The organism is Akkermansia sp. UBA7090 (assembly GCF_002493465.1).
Classification (GTDB): domain Bacteria; phylum Verrucomicrobiota; class Verrucomicrobiia; order Verrucomicrobiales; family Akkermansiaceae; genus Akkermansia; species Akkermansia muciniphila_A.
The window spans coordinates 184666-204095 of record NZ_DKYW01000025.1; the positions used below are offsets into that span (position 1 = coordinate 184666).

Consider the following 19430-nt stretch of genomic DNA (forward strand, 5'->3'; position numbering starts at 1 on the left):
AAATTTTTTGTCTTGTCATACCGGTCTCTTTGGTATTTCATCCGTCCCATGAACCCTTATGGGAAGGGTTACAGACCTCAGGGACGCCCGTAGCCGGGCAGGAAATAGATGGGGAATACCGGTGTGAATCCGGAGCGGTACCGCCACTGTAAGCGAGCCTGACTCGCAAGCCAGGAAACCAGCCTGTGAGGTTGTCCAACTGTTCGGCGAGTTACCGAACGTAAGGCACTACAACCATGCTTTATACGAAGAAAGCCCTTCAAATGGGCGCTATTGCTGTTGGCCTTGGCGCATTCGCAGGCCAGTCCTCCCTTGCCGAGTCCGCTAAAAAGGAAGACTCCAAGCCCTCCGTCAAAACGGAAACCATGCAGGTGATGCCGGAACTGACCATGGCGTCTCACTTTGTGGGCGTGCCGTACAATCGCTCCGGAGTGTCCGTTTCCATCATCAAACCGGAAGAATTCCAGAAGGCGGGCATTGAAACCCTGACGGGCGCTCTTTCCCAGACGCCCGGCGTTTTCACGCTGGACGGAGGCGGCACCTGGCAGCGCGGTTCCGTGAGTAATACCGTCATCCGCGGGATGAACAAGGAGACCTACACCCTGACCATGGTTGACGGCATGCGCATCAGTGATGCCAATATGTCCGGCAACAAGCTGCTGGGCATCACCAATCTCTTTACGGTGGGCAATGCGGAAGTGGTGAAAGGCGCGCAGGGCGCCGTTTTCGGTTCCGGAGCCATTGGCGGCGTCGTCGCGATGGATACTCCGGAGGGGGAAGGCGAGCCCGTAACCAGGATTTTTGCGGAGGCCGGTTCCTTCGGCTCTTTCAACAGCTATGTCACTTCATCCGGCAAGATCAAGAAGCTTTCCTATTTTGTGGGCGTTGGGTTTGAAACTACGGAAAACGATCCGTCAATCTATCCGGCTATTTATGACAACAGGACAGGCATGAACGATTTCCGCCAGTGGCAGGAAGCCGTGCGCCTGGGCTATGACGTCAATGACAAGGTGAAGGTGAACTTTACCTATCGCCGCCTGGATTCCTACTTTGAATATCCCACGCCGTATGTGGATTACAGCCAGTGGCCTTCCGTTCCGGATTCCCATCTGTACAATACGGAAGACAAGAACCGCAGCAACCTGGTGACAGGGCGTGTGGATGCGGAGATTTCCAAGCTGTGGTCCACCAGCTTCATGGTGGGGCATTACAACATGGACTATTCCTGCCATACTCCCGGATTTGACTTCCAGCCCAACGTGATGCGCAACCGCCGCTTTCAGATGGAGTGGCGCAACGCACTGACGTGGAACAAGGAATGGAAAACCATCGCCGGCATGGCCTGGGACCGTTCCGACTACATGAGCGAAAACAATTACGTTGCCAAGGATGAATGGCAAAGCACGCTTGCCTTCTTTGCGGAGCAAATGTGGTCCCCCACGGACAGCTTTGACGCCAGCGTGGCCCTGCGCCTGGAACATGATTCCGTCTGGAACAATCATTTTACGTGGCGTTATTCCAATTCCTGGAAAGTGACGGGCAAGGATTCTCCCACCCGTATTTTCGGTTCTGTGGGTTCCGGTTTCCGCGCGCCCACCTATTTTGAGCAATATGCGGCCAATTACGGTTATGTAGGCAATCCTGATCTGGAGGTGTCCAAGTCCCTGGGCGGCGACCTGGGCGTGGAACAGCGTCTGGCGGACGGCCATTATGCTTCCGTGACGGGCTTCTGGACCCGTATCGACGATGAAATCGGCACCATGAGCGTAGGCGCCTGGCCTGATTCCTATACCACTTACACCAATTATTCCCACTGCACTTCCTACGGCGTGGAAGCAGCGTTCAAGGGACAGTTCAAGGACGCGTGGAACAGCGGCTATTATGCCAATTACACCTTCACGATGCCCAAGCGCGATTCCATCGGCAAATACGAAACCATCCAGATGGCCAATACCGCCCGCCACACCATCAACGCAGAGGTTTATACCTCCCCGGTTGAAAAGCTGACGGTCGGCTTCGGCGTGACGGCTGCCATGGGACGCACGGACTACAACTATGCCCGTCTGGACAATTTCTTTACGGCGCGCCTGTTCGCCCGTTACCAGGCAACGGACAATGTGTCCCTCCATGTGCGTCTGGAAAACCTGTTTGACCAGAAATTCATCATGACGAATGATTATAACTCCGGCCCGCGTGAAGCCCGCGGTTTCGGAATCTTCGGCGGTGTGACGGTCGAATTCTAATTCCTTTCACTACTAATTGTTGATTGCTCCCCCATCTTCCGTTTTGCGGGCTGTTTCAGGCGAAGTGAACAGTTCCGCGCGGAAGATGGGCTTTCTGTTTTCCGTAGTTCCCGGAATCGGTTAACATGCGGCAGTCATCTGAGCTGTGTTGCGCTGGATATCCATACTGGGGGCATTGGCCCTTTCCGTCTTTCTGGGAGGTGTCTTCTACTTTTCCCAGCGGGAAGAGGATGTTTGGCATGAGATTTCCGGGCGGATGGACGGCAGGGGAATGCCTGCCGTATTTGACGGTTTTGTGGAACGCTGGAACAGAGCCGTGGAGTGGGAGCTGCGCCGTGAGTTGGCTGAAGGGGAAAGGAAGAAAAAACTTCTGGTCGTTTCCCGAGGGGAAGGGGACGATCGGCGTTTGGCGGAACAGTCCCGTTCCGTGGAACGCATCAGGAAAAGGCTGTTATTGAAAGACCATATCCGCCTTCTTCCTCTGGAAGACGTGCCAGACGGATTGGAATGGCAAACCGGAATGGAAGAGCCGGAGGTGGGCGATCCGCGCGCCGTCAAGGGGGGGAAGGTCCGGTTGTGGGTCAATACTCCGTTTCCCGGAACGTTGCGTGCTTTCGGACCGGGAAGTGAAAATTTTTTCAATTACTCCGCCATTGACAACGTGTGGCTTCCCCTCGTGGGGTTGCATCCGGAAACCTTCCGGCCCATTCCGGGGTTGGCGGACCGCTGGGCCCTGTCCGCAGATGGAAAAACCGTTTTTTATCATCTGGATCCGGAAGCGGCCTATTCGGACGGACGCACCGTGAAAGCGCAGGATTTTCTGTTGAATATTTGCCTCCGCACGTCCTGTTTTGCCCGGGACCCGTTCTGGACTACCCTGTTCCGTTCCATGTATGACCAGATTACGGTATATGGGGATTCCGTCATTGCCCTTACGCTGCCGTCCCGCGGGCCGTTGCTGCCTTACATGGCCTGTGCGGATTTTCATCCGGCCCATCCCGGTTTTTATCATGATTTCAACGCTCTGTTTCTGGAACGCTACCAGTGGAAAGTCCCTCCAAATACGGGAGGCTACATGGCTGTTCCCGCTAAAATCCGGATAGGTGAAAGCATTACCCTGGCCCGCGTGAAAAAATGGTGGGCAAAGGACAGGAAGTATTACCGCCATTCCTGCAATGCGGACCAGGTGGAGCATGTGTTTGTGAACATGGAAAACAGGGCGGTAGAAATGTTCCGCCGCGGGGATCTGGACATCATGAACGTCCGCAAGCCGGAGGTGTGGGAAACGGGGCTGGAGCAGCCGGAAGTGCACCGGGGCTATATAGATAAATACAGTCAGGAAGCCAATTATGCCTGCCCTCCGTACGGCCTGTATCTGAATTGCTCGGACAAACTGTTGAAAAATCCGGATATCCGCCGCGGGCTGGCGCATTCCGTGAACATGGGTATGGTGATTGATACCCTGTTCCGCGGGAATATGAGAAGGCTCGGTTCCTACATGGAGGGGTACGGAGACCTGACTCTTCCGTTGAAAGCGCCGGAATACAGCAAGAAAAAAGCCATGGAATATTTTGCCCGCGCCGGTTACCGGGAAATGGGGGCTGACGGCGTGCTGAAAAATGGACGGGGAGAACGGCTGGTGGTGGAGTTGACATTTGCGGATTCATCCACCCTGATGACTAATGTCTGTTCCATTCTCCGGCAGGAAGCGCTGAAGTGCGGGGTGGACCTGCGTCTGGATTCCCTTACCTACAGTGTCTGTTCCCGTAAGGTTTTTGAAAAACGGTATCAGGCGGCTCTGTGGGCGTGGCCGTTGCAGACGCCGTTCCCCCGGCTGTATGAAACATTTTCTTCCGAGTTGGCGTATGACGCCCGCGGAAATCCCGTAAGCAATACGAATAATATTGTTGCCGTGTCGGACGCTGAACTGGATGCCGCTCTGGATGCGGAACGCAATGCCCCGGATACCGATTCCCTGAAACAGGCCCTTCACCGTGCCCAGCAGCGCCTTCATGAACTTTGCGTCTGGATTCCCGGCTGGAGGGAGCCCTACACGCATATCGCCTGCTGGCGCTGGATACGCTGGCCGGAATCACCCACGCGGTTCTGTTCCCCCAGAATTTACGATCCTCTGGAGTCGCACCTGTACTGGGTGGATGAGGAAATAAAGAGGGAGACGCTGGAGGCTCGGAGCCGGGGCGTTCCGTTTGAGGAAAAGCATCAAATAATGCATCTTGAAAGAAAGGATGGTTCCGCTCCGTAATAAAACCGGGCCGCCTCTCTTTTTAAATTGAAAGGAGGTGGTTTTTCATCATAATCCCCATCTCATTTACTGCAATTAATTATTAATTCCATCACCATGAAATTATCCTTTTTCCCCGTTCTTCTTCTGGCAGGGCATCTTGGCGTGGCCGCTCCCATGCCTCTGCCGGAATCCAATGACGGAGCCAAACATGTCTTTTCCACTAATCAGGAAAATTTTTTGATGGACGGAAAGCCCGTCAAAATCATTTCCGGGGAAATGCATTACCCCCGCGTGCCGCGCCAGCACTGGAAAGACAGGTTCCAGCGCATGAAAGCCATGGGCATGAATACCGTCTGCACTTATCTGTTCTGGAACGCTCATGAACCGGAACCGGGCAAATGGGACTTCTCCGGCAATCTGGATTTTGTGGAATTCATCAAGGAAGCCCAACAAGCAGGCCTGTGGGTCATCGTGCGTCCGGGGCCCTATGTGTGCGGGGAATGGGAATTCGGCGGATTTCCCGGCTGGCTGCTGAAAGATGAAGATTTGAAAGTCCGTTCCCAGGACCCCCGCTTTCTGGAACCGGCCATGGCTTATCTTAAAAAAGTCTGTTCCATGCTGGAACCGCTGCAGATCACCAAGGGAGGCCCCATCATCATGGCCCAGGTGGAAAATGAATACGGCTCCTATGGTTCCGACAAGGATTACGTCAAGAAGCACCTGGACGTGATCCGGAAAGAACTTCCGGGCGTGGTTCCCTTCACGTCGGACGGTCCGAACGACTGGATGATCAAGAATGGCACGCTTCCGGGCGTGGTTCCCGCCATGAATTTCGGCGGCGGAGCCAAGGGCGCCTTTGCGAATCTGGAAAAGCACAAAGGCAAAACGCCCCGCATCAACGGCGAATTCTGGGTGGGATGGTTTGACCACTGGGGCAAGCCCAAGAATGGCGGCAGTACGGAAGGTTTCAACCGCGACCTGAAGTGGATGCTGGAAAACAATGTTTCTCCCAACCTTTTCATGGCGCATGGAGGGACCTCCTTCGGTTTCATGAACGGGGCGAACTGGGAAGGCGCCTACACGCCGGACGTCACCAATTACGACTACGGCTCCCCCATTTCCGAAAACGGAACCCTGACGGACCGTTACCGCACGTTCCGCCAGACCATTCAGGATTATTACGGTGATACGTACAAGCTTCCCGAACCTCCCGCCCAGCCGGAAATGATGGAGCTGCCCCCCATCACGTTTACGGAAACGGCCGGCATGTTCTCCCGTCTTCCTCAGCCCGCCATCCGCAAGGATCCCGTCCACATGGAAGCCCTGGGGCAAAGCCTGGGCTTCATCCTGTACCGGACAAAGGTGCAAGGCCCGGTGAAAGGAGAACTGAAGATGAACAACATGCAGGACCGCGCCATCGTTTACGTGGACGGCAAGAGGCAGGGGGCGGCGGATCGCCGTTACAAGCAGGATTCCTGTGACGTGGTGATTCCTTCCGGACTTCACACGGTGGACATCTTTGTGGAAAACATGGGCCGCATCAACTTCGGCGGTCAGATCCAGGGCGAGCGCAAGGGCATCCGGGGGCCCATCACGCTGGACGGCAAAAAGCTGGAAAACTTCCTTATCTACAACTTCCCGTGCAAGGGAGTGGAGCTTTTTCCCTTCTCCGGCAAGAAGCCGGCGGGCGACCAGCCCGTGTTCCACCGCGGATATTTCAACGTTTCCAATCCCAAGGATACCTACCTGGATATGCGGGACGGCTGGAAGAAAGGCGTCGTGTGGGTGAACGGCCGCAATCTGGGCCGCTTCTGGTTTATCGGCTCCCAGCAGGCTCTTTATTGCCCCGGAGAATACCTGAAACCTGGGAAAAATGAAATCGTGGTGTTGGACGTGGACGGAGGTTCCGGCACGGTGAAGGGGGTGAAGGAAGCCATTTATGAAGTCAACAGAGACCCCGCCATGGCGGATGTCTTCCGCGTGGGCAAACCTGTGGCTCCCGCTGCCGGCCAGCTGGTGCATAAGGGGACCTTCGCCAGGGGGGCGGATCAGCAGGAAATCAAATTCCGCGCTCCCGTCCAGGCCCGTTACATCGCCATTGTCAGTAAAAACGCCCATGACAACGGCCCCCATGCCGCTATTGCGGAGCTGAACTTCCTGGATGCCTCCGGCAACCTGCTTCCCCGCGAACAGTGGTCCGTGGTTTATGCGGATTCCCATGAAACGACGGGGGAAGCCGCCCAGGCGGGCCTGGTGATGGACAACCAGCCCACCACCTACTGGCATACCAAGTGGCAGGGGGACAACCCCCAGCACCCGCACATGATCGTGCTGGATCTGGGCAAGGTGCAGAAACTTTCAGGATTCCGCTACCTGCCGCGCCAGAACCGGGAAAACGGCCGCATCAAGGACTATGAAGTCTATGCGTCTCCCAAACCGTTCAAGCCTGCCAGGTAAGATCCACTGAATTGCTGAACTTTCCAGGGCCGCTCCCTCTTGAATGAGGGGCGGCCTTGTTGCGTCCGGACATCCCGGAAGAAACAGTCCTCCTTTTTCCGGATAAGAGCCGTCCCGGTTTAAAGAGGCGTATCAGCTTTTCGTTCCCTTGTTTTCCGCTGTTGTGCGGGTTGGCATTTCATGCGCAAAAAAAGACGGCTCCGCAGTGTAACGGAGCCGCCGAAAGGCAGTAAAAACTGATAGCTGGTTGTTAGAAGTTCCAGGAAAAGCCCAGCTTGATGGTGTGGTAGCCGGGATCATTGTAACCCTGAATCTGGTAGTATTCGTAGCCAATCAGGAAGTCCGCGCTGTTGGAGATGCTGAACTTGAAGCCGGCCTGGGCAGCCCAGGAGAACTTGGTGGAGGAAATGGTGCGGGAACGGCTGCCGTCTTCCAGGCCATGAATGGTGGTCTTCACGTCGCCGTAAGTGGCGCCGACTTTGCCGCCCAGATAGAACATGGTGTAGTCGCCGATGGGAAGGTTCAGCGTGTAACCGGCCATCATCGGAATATAGGTGGAACGGAGGCTGGCGGTATAAGGACCGCTGATGCCCAGGTCCTGCACGCTGGGATGGTGGGAACCGGCCAGAATACCGCCGTTCAGGGAAATTTGATGAACAATGCTGCCGGTTTCAATATAGTTGAAAATGCTCAGATTGCCGCCGGCCACGTTGGGCATGGCGTCTTTGGTGGCGATTCCGTAAGCCCCTTCCAGGGACATGCCGAACTGGCCGTCGTATTTGTCGGCATGATAGGCGCTGGCGGAAGACACGGAGGCCGCAATGGCCAAACCTAACAGTATAGTTTTGTTCATATGGAGATAAATGGTGAATTTAACTGTAATACATTCTTGGCAGTTTTCTCTTTTGAAGTCAAACATGAAATATCAAATGGACGCGAAATCCCCAAACCCGGGGAGATGAAGTTGCCAGAACGCTCCCGGTGGGGTACATTCTGCTTCATGGAACAACAAGCGTGTGATTTGCTGGTGACCGCTTCCCGCATTCTGGGCGGGGCGGAACAGTCCGGCGCTCCCGGAGATGCGGCCGTCGCCGTCCGGGACGGGAAAATTCTGGAAACGGGGGGCGTTGCAGAGCTGGAAGCCAGGTGGACGCCCGCCGTCCGCAGGGATCTGGGAAATGTGCTGCTGATGCCGGGGCTGATTAATGCCCATACGCATGTCCCCATGACTTTTTTGCGCGGTTTTGCGGATGACTTGCCGCTGATGGAATGGCTGACCGGGCATATTTTCCCGGTGGAAGCCCGGCTGACGGATAAAATCGTCTCCCTGGGGGCCCGGCTGGGCATGTATGAAATGATGCGGACGGGCACCACGGCGTTTGTAGATTCCTACCTGTTGGAGGCCAATGTCCTCCAGGAAGCGGAACGCATGGGAATGCGCTGTGTTGGCGGGGAAGTCGTTTTTGCTTTTCCTTCTCCGGCATACGGGGGGTGGGATGGTGCGGAAGCCCTGTACCGGGAGCAGGCGGAACGCTTTTCCGGCCGCGGCAGAGTGCAGGTGGCCCTGATGCCGCACAGCGTGTACACTACCAGTGACGAAGTGCTCCGGAGTTCCATGAAGCTGGCGGAGGAACTGGATCTGATGCTGCATATCCATTTGTCCGAATCCGCCGGGGAAGTGGAGCAGTGCCGTTCCCTGCACGGGGGAAGGCGCCCCGTGGGCTATGCCCGCGATATGGGGCTGCTGAATGAACGCGCCGTGCTGGCTCATATGGTGGACGTGACGGATGAGGAACTGGAGCTGGTGGCCGCTTCCGGGGCGGCGGTTGTCCATAACCCGGTCAGCAACCTGAAACTGGCGTCCGGCTTCGCCCGCGTGCGGGATATGGTGCGGGCCGGCGTTCCCGTCTCTCTGGGAACGGACGGAGCGTGCAGCAACAACAGTCTGGATATGTTTGAAACAATGAAGCTGGCCGCTATTCTTGCCAAGGGGTACAGCGGGGACGCTACTGCGCTTCCCGCCATGCAGGCGTTGAAGATGGCTACGGCGGAGGGCGCCCGCATTTTCCGGACGCCGGGGTTGGGAACACTGGTTCCGGGAGCTCCCGCGGATATGATCGCCCTGAACCTGGATGAACCGAATCTGTGCCCGATTTTCAACGAGACATCCCATGCCGTTTATGCATCTTCCGGCAAGGATTGCGTGTTCACCATGGTGGAAGGGAGAATTTTGTATGACCATGGAATTTACACGGATGGCCTGTATGCGGATACCGCCGCGGAAATGCGGGACCTGGTAAAGTGGGTTAAAAATAGTGATTAAGTATTGGAAATGAGTGAATAAAGGCAGGTTTTCAACACATGCTTTAATCACCGGTCCCTTACCTCTGCTATCTGTCGGCCTTCCGAACCGGCGCATGCTCATATTCCTTCTTTACCCGCAAGGGGGGATGCCTTTATAGTAATTTCATGCAATATGATCTCATCGTCATTGGTGGAGGCCCTGCCGGCTATGTGGGCGCCATCCGCGCCGCCCAGCTGGGGAAATCCGTGGTGTGCGTGGAACGCGAGCGGGTAGGGGGCACCTGTCTGAACTGGGGTTGCATCCCCACCAAGGCGCTTCTGAAAAACGCTGAGGCCTACCTGACTGTAACGGCCCGTGCCAGGGAATTCGGCATGACGGTGGAGGGCGTCAGCGTGGATTGGAGCGAAGTGATCGGCCGTTCCCGCAAGGTCAGCGACCGCCTGGCCGGGGGCGTTGGGTTCCTGTTCAAGAAAAACAAGGTGGATTCCGTTACGGGGGAAGCCTCCATCATTTCTCCCGGCAGGGTGGAAGTAAAGGCCGCCGACGGGACGGTGAATGTTCTGGAGGGAAAGAATATCCTGGTCTGTACCGGCTGCGTCACCCGCACGGTGCCCAGCCTCCCCCTGAACGGCACTACCGTCATCGGCTCCAGGGAAGCCATGGTGCTGGAAAAGCGGCCTGAAAGCATGATCATCATCGGTTCCGGGGCCATCGGCACGGAATTTGCCTACATTTACAATTCATTCGGCACCAGGGTAACGCTTATTGAAGCGCTTCCCCGCATGCTTCCCAATGAAGACGACGACTCCTGCATGACGCTGGAACGCGCATTCAAGAAGCAGGGCATCAAGGTGATGACCGGAGCCTCCGTGGAATCCGTTACGGAAACCTGTGACGGACAGGTCAAGGCCAGCGTGAAAAACAGCAGGGGACAGGAAGAGGAAATCACGGCGGATATCTGCCTGGTGGCCATCGGCGTGAAGCCGGTTGTTCCCGCCTCGCCCGGCCTGGACCTGGAGCTGACGGAAAAGGGATTCATCAAGGTGAATGACCGCTATGCGACTTCCATACCCGGCGTGTATGCGGCAGGCGATGTGATCGGCGGCGTGCTGCTGGCGCATACGGCTTCTTTTGAAGCTGTGCAGGCAGTAGAGGGCATGTTTAATCCGGACTATCAGCCCAGGCAGGTGGGCTTTTTCCCGAGCTGCACATATTGCTACCCGCAGGTGGCTTCCGTAGGTAAAACGGAACGCGCCCTCAAAGAGGCGGGCGTGGAATACAAGGTGGGGAAATTCCCCTTCCAGGCCATTGGCAAGGCTGTAGCCGCCGGAGAACCGGACGGTTTCGTAAAAACCCTGTACGGCGCCAAAAACGGAGAACTCCTGGGCGCCCACATCGTGGGGCCGGAAGCCACGGAGCTGATTGCCGCGCTGGGCATCGGCATTCAGGCGGAACTGACGGATGAAGATATCCACGCCACCATTTTCGCCCATCCCACGCTGTCTGAGGCCATCCATGAATCCATGCTGGCTTCCGAGGGAATCGCCATCCACATGTAACGGTTTTCAATGGAAGGGCCCCCCCATCCGGGGTTCTTCCATTCATTCCTTTGTCATGCAAACGGATGAATGACAATCTGCGTTGAAAAAAGACGTTCAAGGATAAGCTTGTTGATGAGGGCGGCAGCGTCAACAATTCCCGTAAGTTTATCAGACAGGCTTTAAGCAGGATTGATAGTCAATGTAGTAGATTGACTGCAAGTTTTGGAAAGCCGCGGTTTGCTTGTTTATATCATCAAGGAACGGGGATAACCTGGAAACCACAGGCAACAGGGCCATTTGCGGCACGAGTGGGCAGACAACTGCGAAAACGGAGCGGGAGTAATCCAAAACGGCTCATGCCGCATTGAAGTACGGAAAAGAAAGGGCAAGAAGATTTTGGAAACAGTTCCGAAACAGTTTCGCTTCAGCCTCTGTTTTTGTTTGCGTGATGAATGGGAAGTTGTTTGACACTAATTTATGGGGAAAATATATTTATAACGTATAGATAAATCCTCGCATTTATTTCTTCTCCAATATTTTCTGTTTTCTCTTTATCGGGTGTCTGATGACAGTTTTCAGTTTGCCCACATCACATTTGCGTGGATCGGAAAGATAAATTTCGTGATGATAACGAGTATCGGTAATATCGATCTCATATCCATTGGCATTTGCGTATTCTTCCATCTGGCGGATGGTTTCGGGTTCGTTATCATAAGAGCCGAGGTGCATGCATTGAACGCAATCGCCTTCTTCATAGGTAAGAAAATCCACCGTTGAAAAGTCCTTCTTTTTCTTTTTGGTTGCTTCCTCGATTGCCCACTCAAGATCTTCCTTAGTCACAAAGTCTGGTAAACGGATAATAGAAATAAATTTAAAATTTTCTTTATGGCCATAGTCCATTCCATCGCTGCCATTTTGCCACCAAAAGCCTTCAAGAGGCGGGACAATATACTCAAAAAAGCCTTTAATCTTGCGGGAACTCTTATAGCTCATTTTGATAGTATAGGCAATTCCGTAAAGTAGTTCAATGGAGCGTTGGTATTCTCCACCCTCATCATTAGGATTTCCCTTGCCACGAACTGCTATGTAATTCATTTTAGGAATAGTAACGATTGCCGGTTTGTTCTTCGGCATGTAAAATTCCTTGTATTCTTTCTTATAATCAAAAACCATGCTTAACACTCATTGAAATTATTTTTTTCTTATTATGCCATTTATGAATTTTTAGAATCATAAAGGGAAAAGCGGAAGTAAATAAAAGAATGGGCGCAACAGGCGAAATTTTTTTGAAAATACAGCGGTTTTAGAGTGATTGATTTTTTAATTGCGATTTGCTGATTAGTTCAATCGATTCAAATATGGCACATTTCTCTGTTACAAATAATCCGTATTTTATATATGCTTTAACTATCCGTTCGTCAAGAGGAGGGCAGTATTTTTTATAAAGAGCTTGAAGAATCCCCCTCCCTAAAAATTTTCCCCTTCCCTTGAAAAGCGCCTCTTGACAAAAGACCTGGGGGATTCATTTTCTGAATACTTGGAAAATCAAAAAAGATATTTGTTTTTTTCTTCTTGTTATTTAGACTTTTTCCCTGCGGCTCCTCATAACTCGAATACTGGATTTTCCACGGCGTTTTTGACGGCAACGAGAAATTGCACGGCCTGCTTGCCGTCCACCAGGCGGTGGTCGTAGGAAAGGGCCAGGTACATCATGGGCCGGACGACGATTTGGCCGTCCCGGACCACGGGGCGTTCCTGAATGGCGTGCATGCCCAGAATGCCGCTTTGGGGAGGGTTCAGAATCGGAGTGGAAAGAAGCGATCCATACGTGCCGCCGTTGGAAATGGTAAAGCATCCGCCTTGCAGGTCCTGCATGGACAGGTTTCCGCTACGTGCTTTTTCCGTCAGGACGGCGAGTTCCTGTTCCAGCTCCGGAAACGTTTTCCGGTCACAGTCCCGCAGCACGGGGACGACGAGACCCTTGTCCGTGCCAATGGCTACAGAGATGTCATAGTACAGGTTTTCCACGATGTCCGCGCCGTCAATTCTGGCGTTGACCTGGGGCACTTCCTGCAAGGCCTTGACTACTGCCTTGATAAAGAAGCTCATGAAACCAAGCTTGGTTCCGTGCCGTTCCCGGAATTCTGCATGGAATTGTTTGCGGAGTTCCATCACGGAGGACATGTCGCATTCGTTGAACGTGGTGAGGATGGCCGCTTGGTGCTGGGCCTCCACCAGCCGGGCCGCGATGGTGCGGCGCAGCGGACTCATGGGTTTTCTGAGGAAGCGCGGAGCAATTTCCTTTTCTGCCTCCCTGTCCTCTCCGGCAGGAACCTGTTCCGGGAGGGGGACTTTCCCGTGTGGCTTTTGTTCCGGAAATTCCGCAGCTGGGGCGGAAGGCGCGGAAACGGGGGACTTCCGTGTTTCCGGCGAGGTCGTTTTTTTCGGCTCAAGCGGTATGAGCAGAGTTTCCCTTTCCGGTGCGGCTGCGGTTCTGTCAGCGGAAGAAATGCGGCCAAGAACTGCGCCGATAAGGGCTTCTTCCCCTTCCGGAACGAGGATTTCCAGTACGCCGCTTTCTTCCGCCTCCAGATCCGTGGAAACCTTGTCCGTTTCCAGCGTCACCAGCGTATCGCCTTTGGCTACCGGATCGCCGGCGTTCTTGTGCCACGCGGCTACGGTGGCGGAGGTGACGGATTCTCCAAAGTTGGGAGTCAGGATGTCGCTCATGGGAGGAAGATGGGTTCAGGATTGCGCCCGCGGCCCGAAAGCAGCGGCGAGAAGTCTTTTTTGCGCGGCGGCGTGCAGGGCCTTGGCTCCTTCCGCAGGGCAGGCCATGGGCGGCCGTCCCGCATAGCGGAAGGAGGTGGCGAAGAGGTGCCCCAGCCTGTTCCGCAGGTGGCCCCAGGCCCCCATGTTGGAGGGTTCCTCCTGGCACCAGACGAAGTCGCGCACTTTCTGGTAGGGTGCCAGCAGGAAGGTGAGCTGTTCCCGGGCCAGAGGATAGATTTGTTCCAGACGGATGATTACCGTGTCTGCAATATTCCGTTCCTTCCGGCAGGCGGCCAGGTCATAATAAACTTTCCCGGTGCAGAAGACGGCGCGCGTCACCTGATCCGGCGCGGGAGCGTCCGGGTCCGGCAGTACTTCGCGGAAACGGGAGGGGGCCAGAAATTCCCGGTGCGGGGAGACGGCATCCGGACGGGAGAGCAGGCTTTTGGGCGTAAAGACGATCAGGGGCTTGTGCAGATTCCGGTGCACCTGGCGGCGCAGGGCGTGGAAGTATTGGGCTGGGGTGGTGGGGTTGATGACCTGCATGTTGTCGTCCGCGCAAAGCTGGAGATAGCGTTCCATGCGGGCGCTGGAGTGTTCCGAGCCCGCCCCTTCATAGCCGTGGGGCAGCAACAGCACCATGCGGTTTTTCTGGCGCCATTTGGTCTCCGCGGCCGCAATGAACTGGTCCACAATAACCTGTGCTCCGTTGGCGAAGTCCCCGAACTGGGCCTCCCACATGACCAGAGCGTCCGGGCTTTCCAGCGCATAGCCGTATTCAAAGCCCAGCACGGAGGCTTCCGACAGAGAGGAGTTGTAAATGCGGAACGCGGTAGTGCCGTGGTTCAGCTTTTCCAGAGGAATGTACAGGGAGCCGTCATTGAAGTCATGCAGGACGGCGTGCCGCTGGGAGAAGGTGCCGCGCTGACAGTCCTGGCCGGACAGGCGCACGGTGTGGTTTTCCGCGAGCAGGCTGCCCCAGGCCAGGGATTCCGCCATGGTCCAGTCCAGCGGTCCGCCTTCCCGGAAGGCCTCCCTGCGGCGAGCCAGGAAGCGTTTTTCCAGCGTGGGGTGAGGCGTGAAGCCGTCCGGCAGTTCCGTAAGGATATTTCCGATGCGCTGGAACAACTCCGGGCTGATTCCCGTCCGTATGCTGGTACGCGGGATGGGCGTTTCATCCGCATCCTGCGCGGTGGCGGGCAGGAGGTAGTCCACGGGATTTCCCTTCATTTGCAGGTAGGCCTGTTCCATGCCCTCCCAAAGGTCTTTCCTGATGTCCCGCTCCTGCTGTTCCGTCAATTCCCCGCGTTCCCTGAGCGCCGTTCCGTACAGGGCTGCGGCGGTGGGACGCGCCTCAATCCGCTTGGTCTGCATGGGCGCGGTAAAGGCGGCCTGATCCGTTTCATTGTGGCCCAGACGGCGGTAACAGTACATGTCCAGAATGATGTCCCTTCTGAATTTCTGGCGGAACTGGAGCGCGAAGTCCGCCGCCCATACCAGGTCTTCCGGGCTTTCTCCGTTGATGTGCAGGATGGGGGATTGAAGCATCTGCGCCACGTCCGTGGCGTAGCGGGAGGAGCGGGCTTCGTCCGGGCCGGTGGTGAAGCCGATCTGGTTGTTGATGACGAGATGCACGGTGCCGCCCGTGCGGTAGCCTTTCAGCAGGGAAAGATTGAGCACTTCCGCCACGATTCCCTGCCCAGAGAAAGCGGCGTCTCCGTGCAGGACGAGCGGCAGCACATGCTTGCGTTCCGCGTCTTGCAGGTTGTGCTGCATGGCCCTGGCTCTGCCTTCCACCACGGGATACACGGCTTCCAGATGGCTGGGGTTGGAGGAGAGGCGGATGTGGAGGTCATGCCCGTCCACGTGGCGCGTGGCGGCGTAGCCGAGGTGGTATTTGACGTCGCTCCTGCCGATGGGGGATTCCGGAAGGTAGTCCGGCGTGAATTCGTGGAAGATGGTTTTCAGAGGTTTGTGGAGGATGTTGGCGAGCACATTCAGCCTTCCGCGGTGGGCCATGCCCATTTCAATGTGGGAGACTCCGGCGGCGGGACAGCGCTTGATCATGGCGTCCAGCAGGACGATGGCTCCTTCCCCTCCTTCCAGGGAGAAGCGTTTTTCCCCCATGAAGCGCTTGCCCAGGAATTCCTCAAACAGTTCCGCCCTGCAGAGATGGAAGAAGGCTTCTCTCCGGACTTCCGGGCCATAATCCACACCGTTTGCCCGGAGCTGGATTTTTTCTTCAATCCAGGAGCGGATTTCCAGATTGTCTATGTGGTGGTATTCAAAGCCGATGGCTCCACAATAGATTTTTTGCAGCCGATTGGTGATTTCACGGAGAGTGAACGTTCCTCCGTCCATGAAGGTGCCGATGTTGACGGGCTGGTCCAGATCCTCTTCTCGGAATCCCATATCCTCCGGGGTGACGGGGAATCGGGGCCGGTCCGGCGGCTCCAGCGGATTGAAGCGGGCGCATTGGTGTCCCATGACCCGGTAGGCCCGGATGAGCTGGCTGACGCGCCCGCGGCCTTCCGCGCTTTCCGGAGGAACGGTGTAAAGGGACGTGTTCGCATCGGTCCCTGTGTTTTCTTTTTTCCCGGGGGCTTCTCCGCTCCCCAGTTCGTAGCCCTCGAACCAGGCCGCCCAGAGAGGATCTACGGACAGGGGATCGTTTTTCCATGATTGATGGAGCGCCGTAATTTCCTCCGGAGGGATTTTGGAGAAGATGGAGGCATTCATGCGGCAGAGCGGATGGTACGGGGCGTTTTCAGTTCTCTGATCGCTATTTTTGTCCGCAGGGCGTCAATAACTGTGTTCGTTGAGCTGAACTTTTCCACGGAAGACCCAGTAAATGGCGGCGGAATAAGCCAGAACGAGCGGCACGCCCATGATGGCTATGTATGTCATCACGACCAGGCTTTCCCGCGTGGATGAGCCGTTGACGAGCGTCAGGGAGTGTTCCGGGTTGGGCATGGAGTAAAGCAGGTTGGGGAACATCGCTGTCCCGAAGAGAGCCATCATGCAGCCCATGGTGGAGCAGGAGGCGACGAAGGCCCAGCCCGGACGGTTCCTGTGGATGAAGAGCCAGATGGACGCGATGGAAATGACCGCCAGGGCGGCGATGCCGTAAATCCAGGGGGAACGTTCCAGGGCCGCCGCTACGTGCGGAACATACAGCAGGGTGGCAGCCCCGTGCAGGATGATCAGGACAGTGAAGATGATGACGCAGGGTCTGAGCAGTTTCCTGATTTGTTCCTGAAGGCTGCCCTGGGTTTTCATCAGCAGGTAGATTCCCCCGTGCATGGAGAACAGGGCGACCGTCGTCAGCCCCAGAAGAACGGAATAAGGATTCAGCAGGCTGAGGAATGTTCCGGTGAAGTTTCCCTGCTCATCCAGAGGAATGCCTTTGGTAACGTTCCCCATGGCTACGCCGATGAGCAGAGCCGCCAGAAGGCTGCTGATGGAGAAGATGGTATCCCATCCCCTGCGCCACCATTTCATGGGCTGCTTGCTTCTGAATTCAATGGACACGGCGCGGAAGATAAGGGTAAGGAGCAAGAGCATGAAGGCCAGGTAAAACCCGGAGAAGACGGAGGCGTACACGTACGGAAAGGCGGCGAAAAGGGCGCCTCCGCCCGTGATGAGCCAGACTTCGTTTCCGTCCCATACGGGGCCCACGGCATTTAGTGTGAGTCTTCTGTTTTCATCGCCCTTGATGAAAAGCTGAAGGGCGCCGGTTCCCAGGTCAAAACCGTCCAGAATGGCGTATCCGGAGAAAAGCACGCCGACGAGGATGAACCAGATGATTTGCAGGTCTGCGAGAGTGAGATTGTCCAACATGGTTTTAAAGAGGGGTGAAGATTAGTCTTTGACAAAAGGAACCTGGAGTTTGCCTTCCCCGGCGCCGTCGTCTTCGTCAGTTTCCTGATCCGGACCTTTGTGGATTTTATGGGTGATTTGATAGAGGAAGAGGGCCAGCAGCAGGGCATAAATGATAAAGAACATACCCAGGGAGGAAAGGGCTTCTGCCGCGGTGAGGGTGGGGGATACGGCGTGTTCCGTTCTCAGGATGCCGTACACAATCCATGGTTGGCGCCCCAGTTCCGCTACGGCCCAGCCCGCCTGGTTGGCTATTTGCGGGCCCAGTACGGAGAAAACGAAGCACCAGAGCAGCCAGCGCTTCTGGAAGAGCCAGCCTTTTTTCCAGCCCCACAGGCCCACCAGAAACAGGGCCGCCAGGGCGCAGCCGATCAGGATCATGAGATGGAAGGAGTAAAAGACGGGCAGGATGGGAGGGCGTTCGTCCTGCGGGATGCCGTTCATGCCGGTGATGGCCGTGTCCAGGTCATGATGGGTCAGGAGGGTGAGCAAGTATGGGATGGAGACGCCCGTCACTTCATGAGTGGACGGGTTCATCCAGCCGATGAGATGGAGAGCCTGGGGAGCGCCGGATTCCATGACGCCTTCCATGGCTGCGAATTTGGCGGGTTGATGGATGGAGACTTCTCGTGCGCTGGAATCTCCCGTGATGCCCATGCCGGCCACGCCGATGAGGCCGATGACCAATGCCACCTTAAAACTTTTTTCTGACCCTCCGGTGAAGCGTTTTTTCAAAATATACCAGGCGGAGACGCTGAGGACGAGCGTGGCTCCCGCCAGCCAGCAGCCGGAGAGCGCGTGCGTCAGGCGGTCCACGGTGGATGGATTGAAAACAACGTCATAGAAGCTGGTGATATGGGCCTGGATTTTTCCGTTTACTTCCACCAGCTTGTATCCGGCGGGCGTCTGCATCCAGGAGTTGGCCACAATGATCCAGATGGCGCTGAAATGGGCGCCGAGAGCGACCATGCAGGAGGAAAGAAAGTGCATTTTGGGACCCACCTTGTCCCAGCCGAAAAGCAGGATGGCCAGAAAGCCTGATTCCAGGAAGAAGGCGAAAATGCCTTCTGCCGCCAGAGGACTGCCGAAGATGTCGCCTACGCAGCGGGAATAATCCGCCCAGTTGGTGCCGAACTGGAATTCCATCACGATGCCGGAGGCTACGCCAAGGGCAAAGATAATGCCGAAGATTCTGGTCCAGAATTTGGCCTGCTTGTGGTAGAGGTCATTTTTCGTTTTCAGCCAGAGGCCTTCCAGGGCGACCAGAACCACCCCCAGGCCGATGGTCATCGGCGGGAAGATGTAGTGGAACATGATCGTAATGGCGAATTGGAGACGGGATAATAAGACCGGATCGTCCATGATTGATTGGGGATGAGTGGATGTTTATGGAACAGGAAGACGGCAGCCAAATACCGATACCTTCATACTTTATACATCCCAAGAGAGCCTTTGTTCAATTATTTTCCTTTTCCGCGAATAACTTTTTTAGATTGTGTCTAAAAAAGAACGGATTAACATTGAATGAACACGTCCATTCCTTCTTCCGCCAGAGCAAAAAGCGCCAGCATATCCCTGGGGGAAAGGCGTATGCAGCCATGGGAAGCCGGGGTGCCCAGCAGTTCCGTATCGTTGGTGCCGTGGATGTAAATATAACGGCTCCGGGTATTGGCGTTGTGCGGTTCCAGTCCGTCCAGCCACAGAATGCGGGTCAGGATGAAGTCGGAATGTTCATCCATACTTTTCGGGATAGCGGCGGGATAGCGGCCTGCCGGAAGGCGTGAGATGAAAATAGTATCCTCCGGTTCTCCGTCCCCGATTTTTTTGCAGATGCGGAGATGTCCTGTGGGGGTTTTCCCGGAACCTTCTTCATAGCCTGCTCCCGCTTTCCCGCTGGAGACGGGGCAGCGGAGCAGGATTTTTCCGGATTTTTCCAGCACCAGTTCCTGGCAGGACAGATTAATGCGTATGGAAGAGGGAGCCATGAC

General features: G+C 55.6%; 12 protein-coding genes and 1 riboswitch. Of the genes, 5 read left to right on the forward strand and 7 right to left on the reverse strand.

Going from position 1 to position 19430, the window contains the following annotated elements; translation table 11 throughout:
- Positions 1–64: 64 nt before the first annotated feature.
- Positions 65–201: riboswitch (cobalamin riboswitch) on the forward strand.
- Positions 202–236: 35 nt separating this feature from the next.
- The 3 genes from B3075_RS09040 (at position 237) to B3075_RS09050 (ending at position 6945) form a co-directional block, all read left to right on the forward strand.
- Positions 237–2243, forward strand: a complete 2007-nt coding sequence (locus B3075_RS09040; protein ID WP_290488007.1) for a TonB-dependent receptor plug domain-containing protein — start codon at positions 237–239, stop codon at positions 2241–2243.
- A 145-nt stretch (positions 2244–2388) separates the two neighbouring features.
- On the forward strand, positions 2389–4506 hold the full coding sequence (locus B3075_RS09045; RefSeq protein WP_290488009.1) for an extracellular solute-binding protein: 2118 nt from the start codon (positions 2389–2391) through the stop codon (positions 4504–4506).
- Between the two features lie 96 nt (positions 4507–4602).
- Complete coding sequence (locus B3075_RS09050; RefSeq protein ID WP_290488011.1) at positions 4603–6945, forward strand: beta-galactosidase; 2343 nt, start codon at positions 4603–4605, stop codon at positions 6943–6945.
- A gap of 250 nt (positions 6946–7195) precedes the next feature.
- Here B3075_RS09050 and B3075_RS09055 read toward each other — a convergent pair whose 3' ends face one another.
- Complete coding sequence (locus tag B3075_RS09055) at positions 7196–7798, reverse strand: porin family protein (RefSeq protein WP_290488013.1); 603 nt, start codon at positions 7796–7798, stop codon at positions 7196–7198.
- Positions 7799–7945: 147 nt separating this feature from the next.
- Here B3075_RS09055 and B3075_RS09060 point away from each other — a divergent pair, with 147 nt between their 5' ends.
- Together B3075_RS09060 and lpdA are read left to right on the forward strand one after the other, a co-directional pair.
- The gene (locus tag B3075_RS09060) at positions 7946–9268 is read left to right on the forward strand and encodes an amidohydrolase family protein (RefSeq protein ID WP_290488015.1); all 1323 of its coding nucleotides are present in this window, start codon (positions 7946–7948) and stop codon (positions 9266–9268) included.
- 146 nt (positions 9269–9414) lie between these two features.
- Positions 9415–10809, forward strand: coding sequence for a dihydrolipoyl dehydrogenase (lpdA, locus tag B3075_RS09065; RefSeq protein ID WP_290488017.1), 1395 nt, complete (start codon positions 9415–9417; stop codon positions 10807–10809).
- A 501-nt stretch (positions 10810–11310) separates the two neighbouring features.
- Here lpdA and B3075_RS09070 read toward each other — a convergent pair.
- The 6 genes from B3075_RS09070 to B3075_RS09095 all read right to left on the reverse strand — a co-directional run bounded on the left by B3075_RS09070 (position 11311) and on the right by B3075_RS09095 (position 19427).
- On the reverse strand, positions 11311–11964 hold the full coding sequence (locus tag B3075_RS09070) for a GyrI-like domain-containing protein (RefSeq protein WP_290488019.1): 654 nt from the start codon (positions 11962–11964) through the stop codon (positions 11311–11313).
- 429 nt (positions 11965–12393) lie between these two features.
- On the reverse strand, positions 12394–13521 hold the full coding sequence (gene sucB / locus B3075_RS09075) for a dihydrolipoyllysine-residue succinyltransferase (protein ID WP_290488020.1): 1128 nt from the start codon (positions 13519–13521) through the stop codon (positions 12394–12396).
- A gap of 15 nt (positions 13522–13536) precedes the next feature.
- Entirely contained in the window at positions 13537–16302 is a 2766-nt protein-coding gene (locus B3075_RS09080) for a 2-oxoglutarate dehydrogenase E1 component (protein ID WP_290488023.1), read from the reverse strand.
- 63 nt (positions 16303–16365) lie between these two features.
- Complete coding sequence (cydB, locus tag B3075_RS09085; protein ID WP_290488025.1) at positions 16366–17403, reverse strand: cytochrome d ubiquinol oxidase subunit II; 1038 nt, start codon at positions 17401–17403, stop codon at positions 16366–16368.
- A gap of 21 nt (positions 17404–17424) precedes the next feature.
- Entirely contained in the window at positions 17425–18804 is a 1380-nt protein-coding gene (locus B3075_RS09090) for a cytochrome ubiquinol oxidase subunit I (protein WP_094136387.1), read from the reverse strand.
- Positions 18805–18956: 152 nt separating this feature from the next.
- Positions 18957–19427, reverse strand: coding sequence for a L,D-transpeptidase (locus B3075_RS09095; RefSeq protein WP_290488027.1), 471 nt, complete (start codon positions 19425–19427; stop codon positions 18957–18959).
- Positions 19428–19430 lie beyond the last annotated feature (3 nt).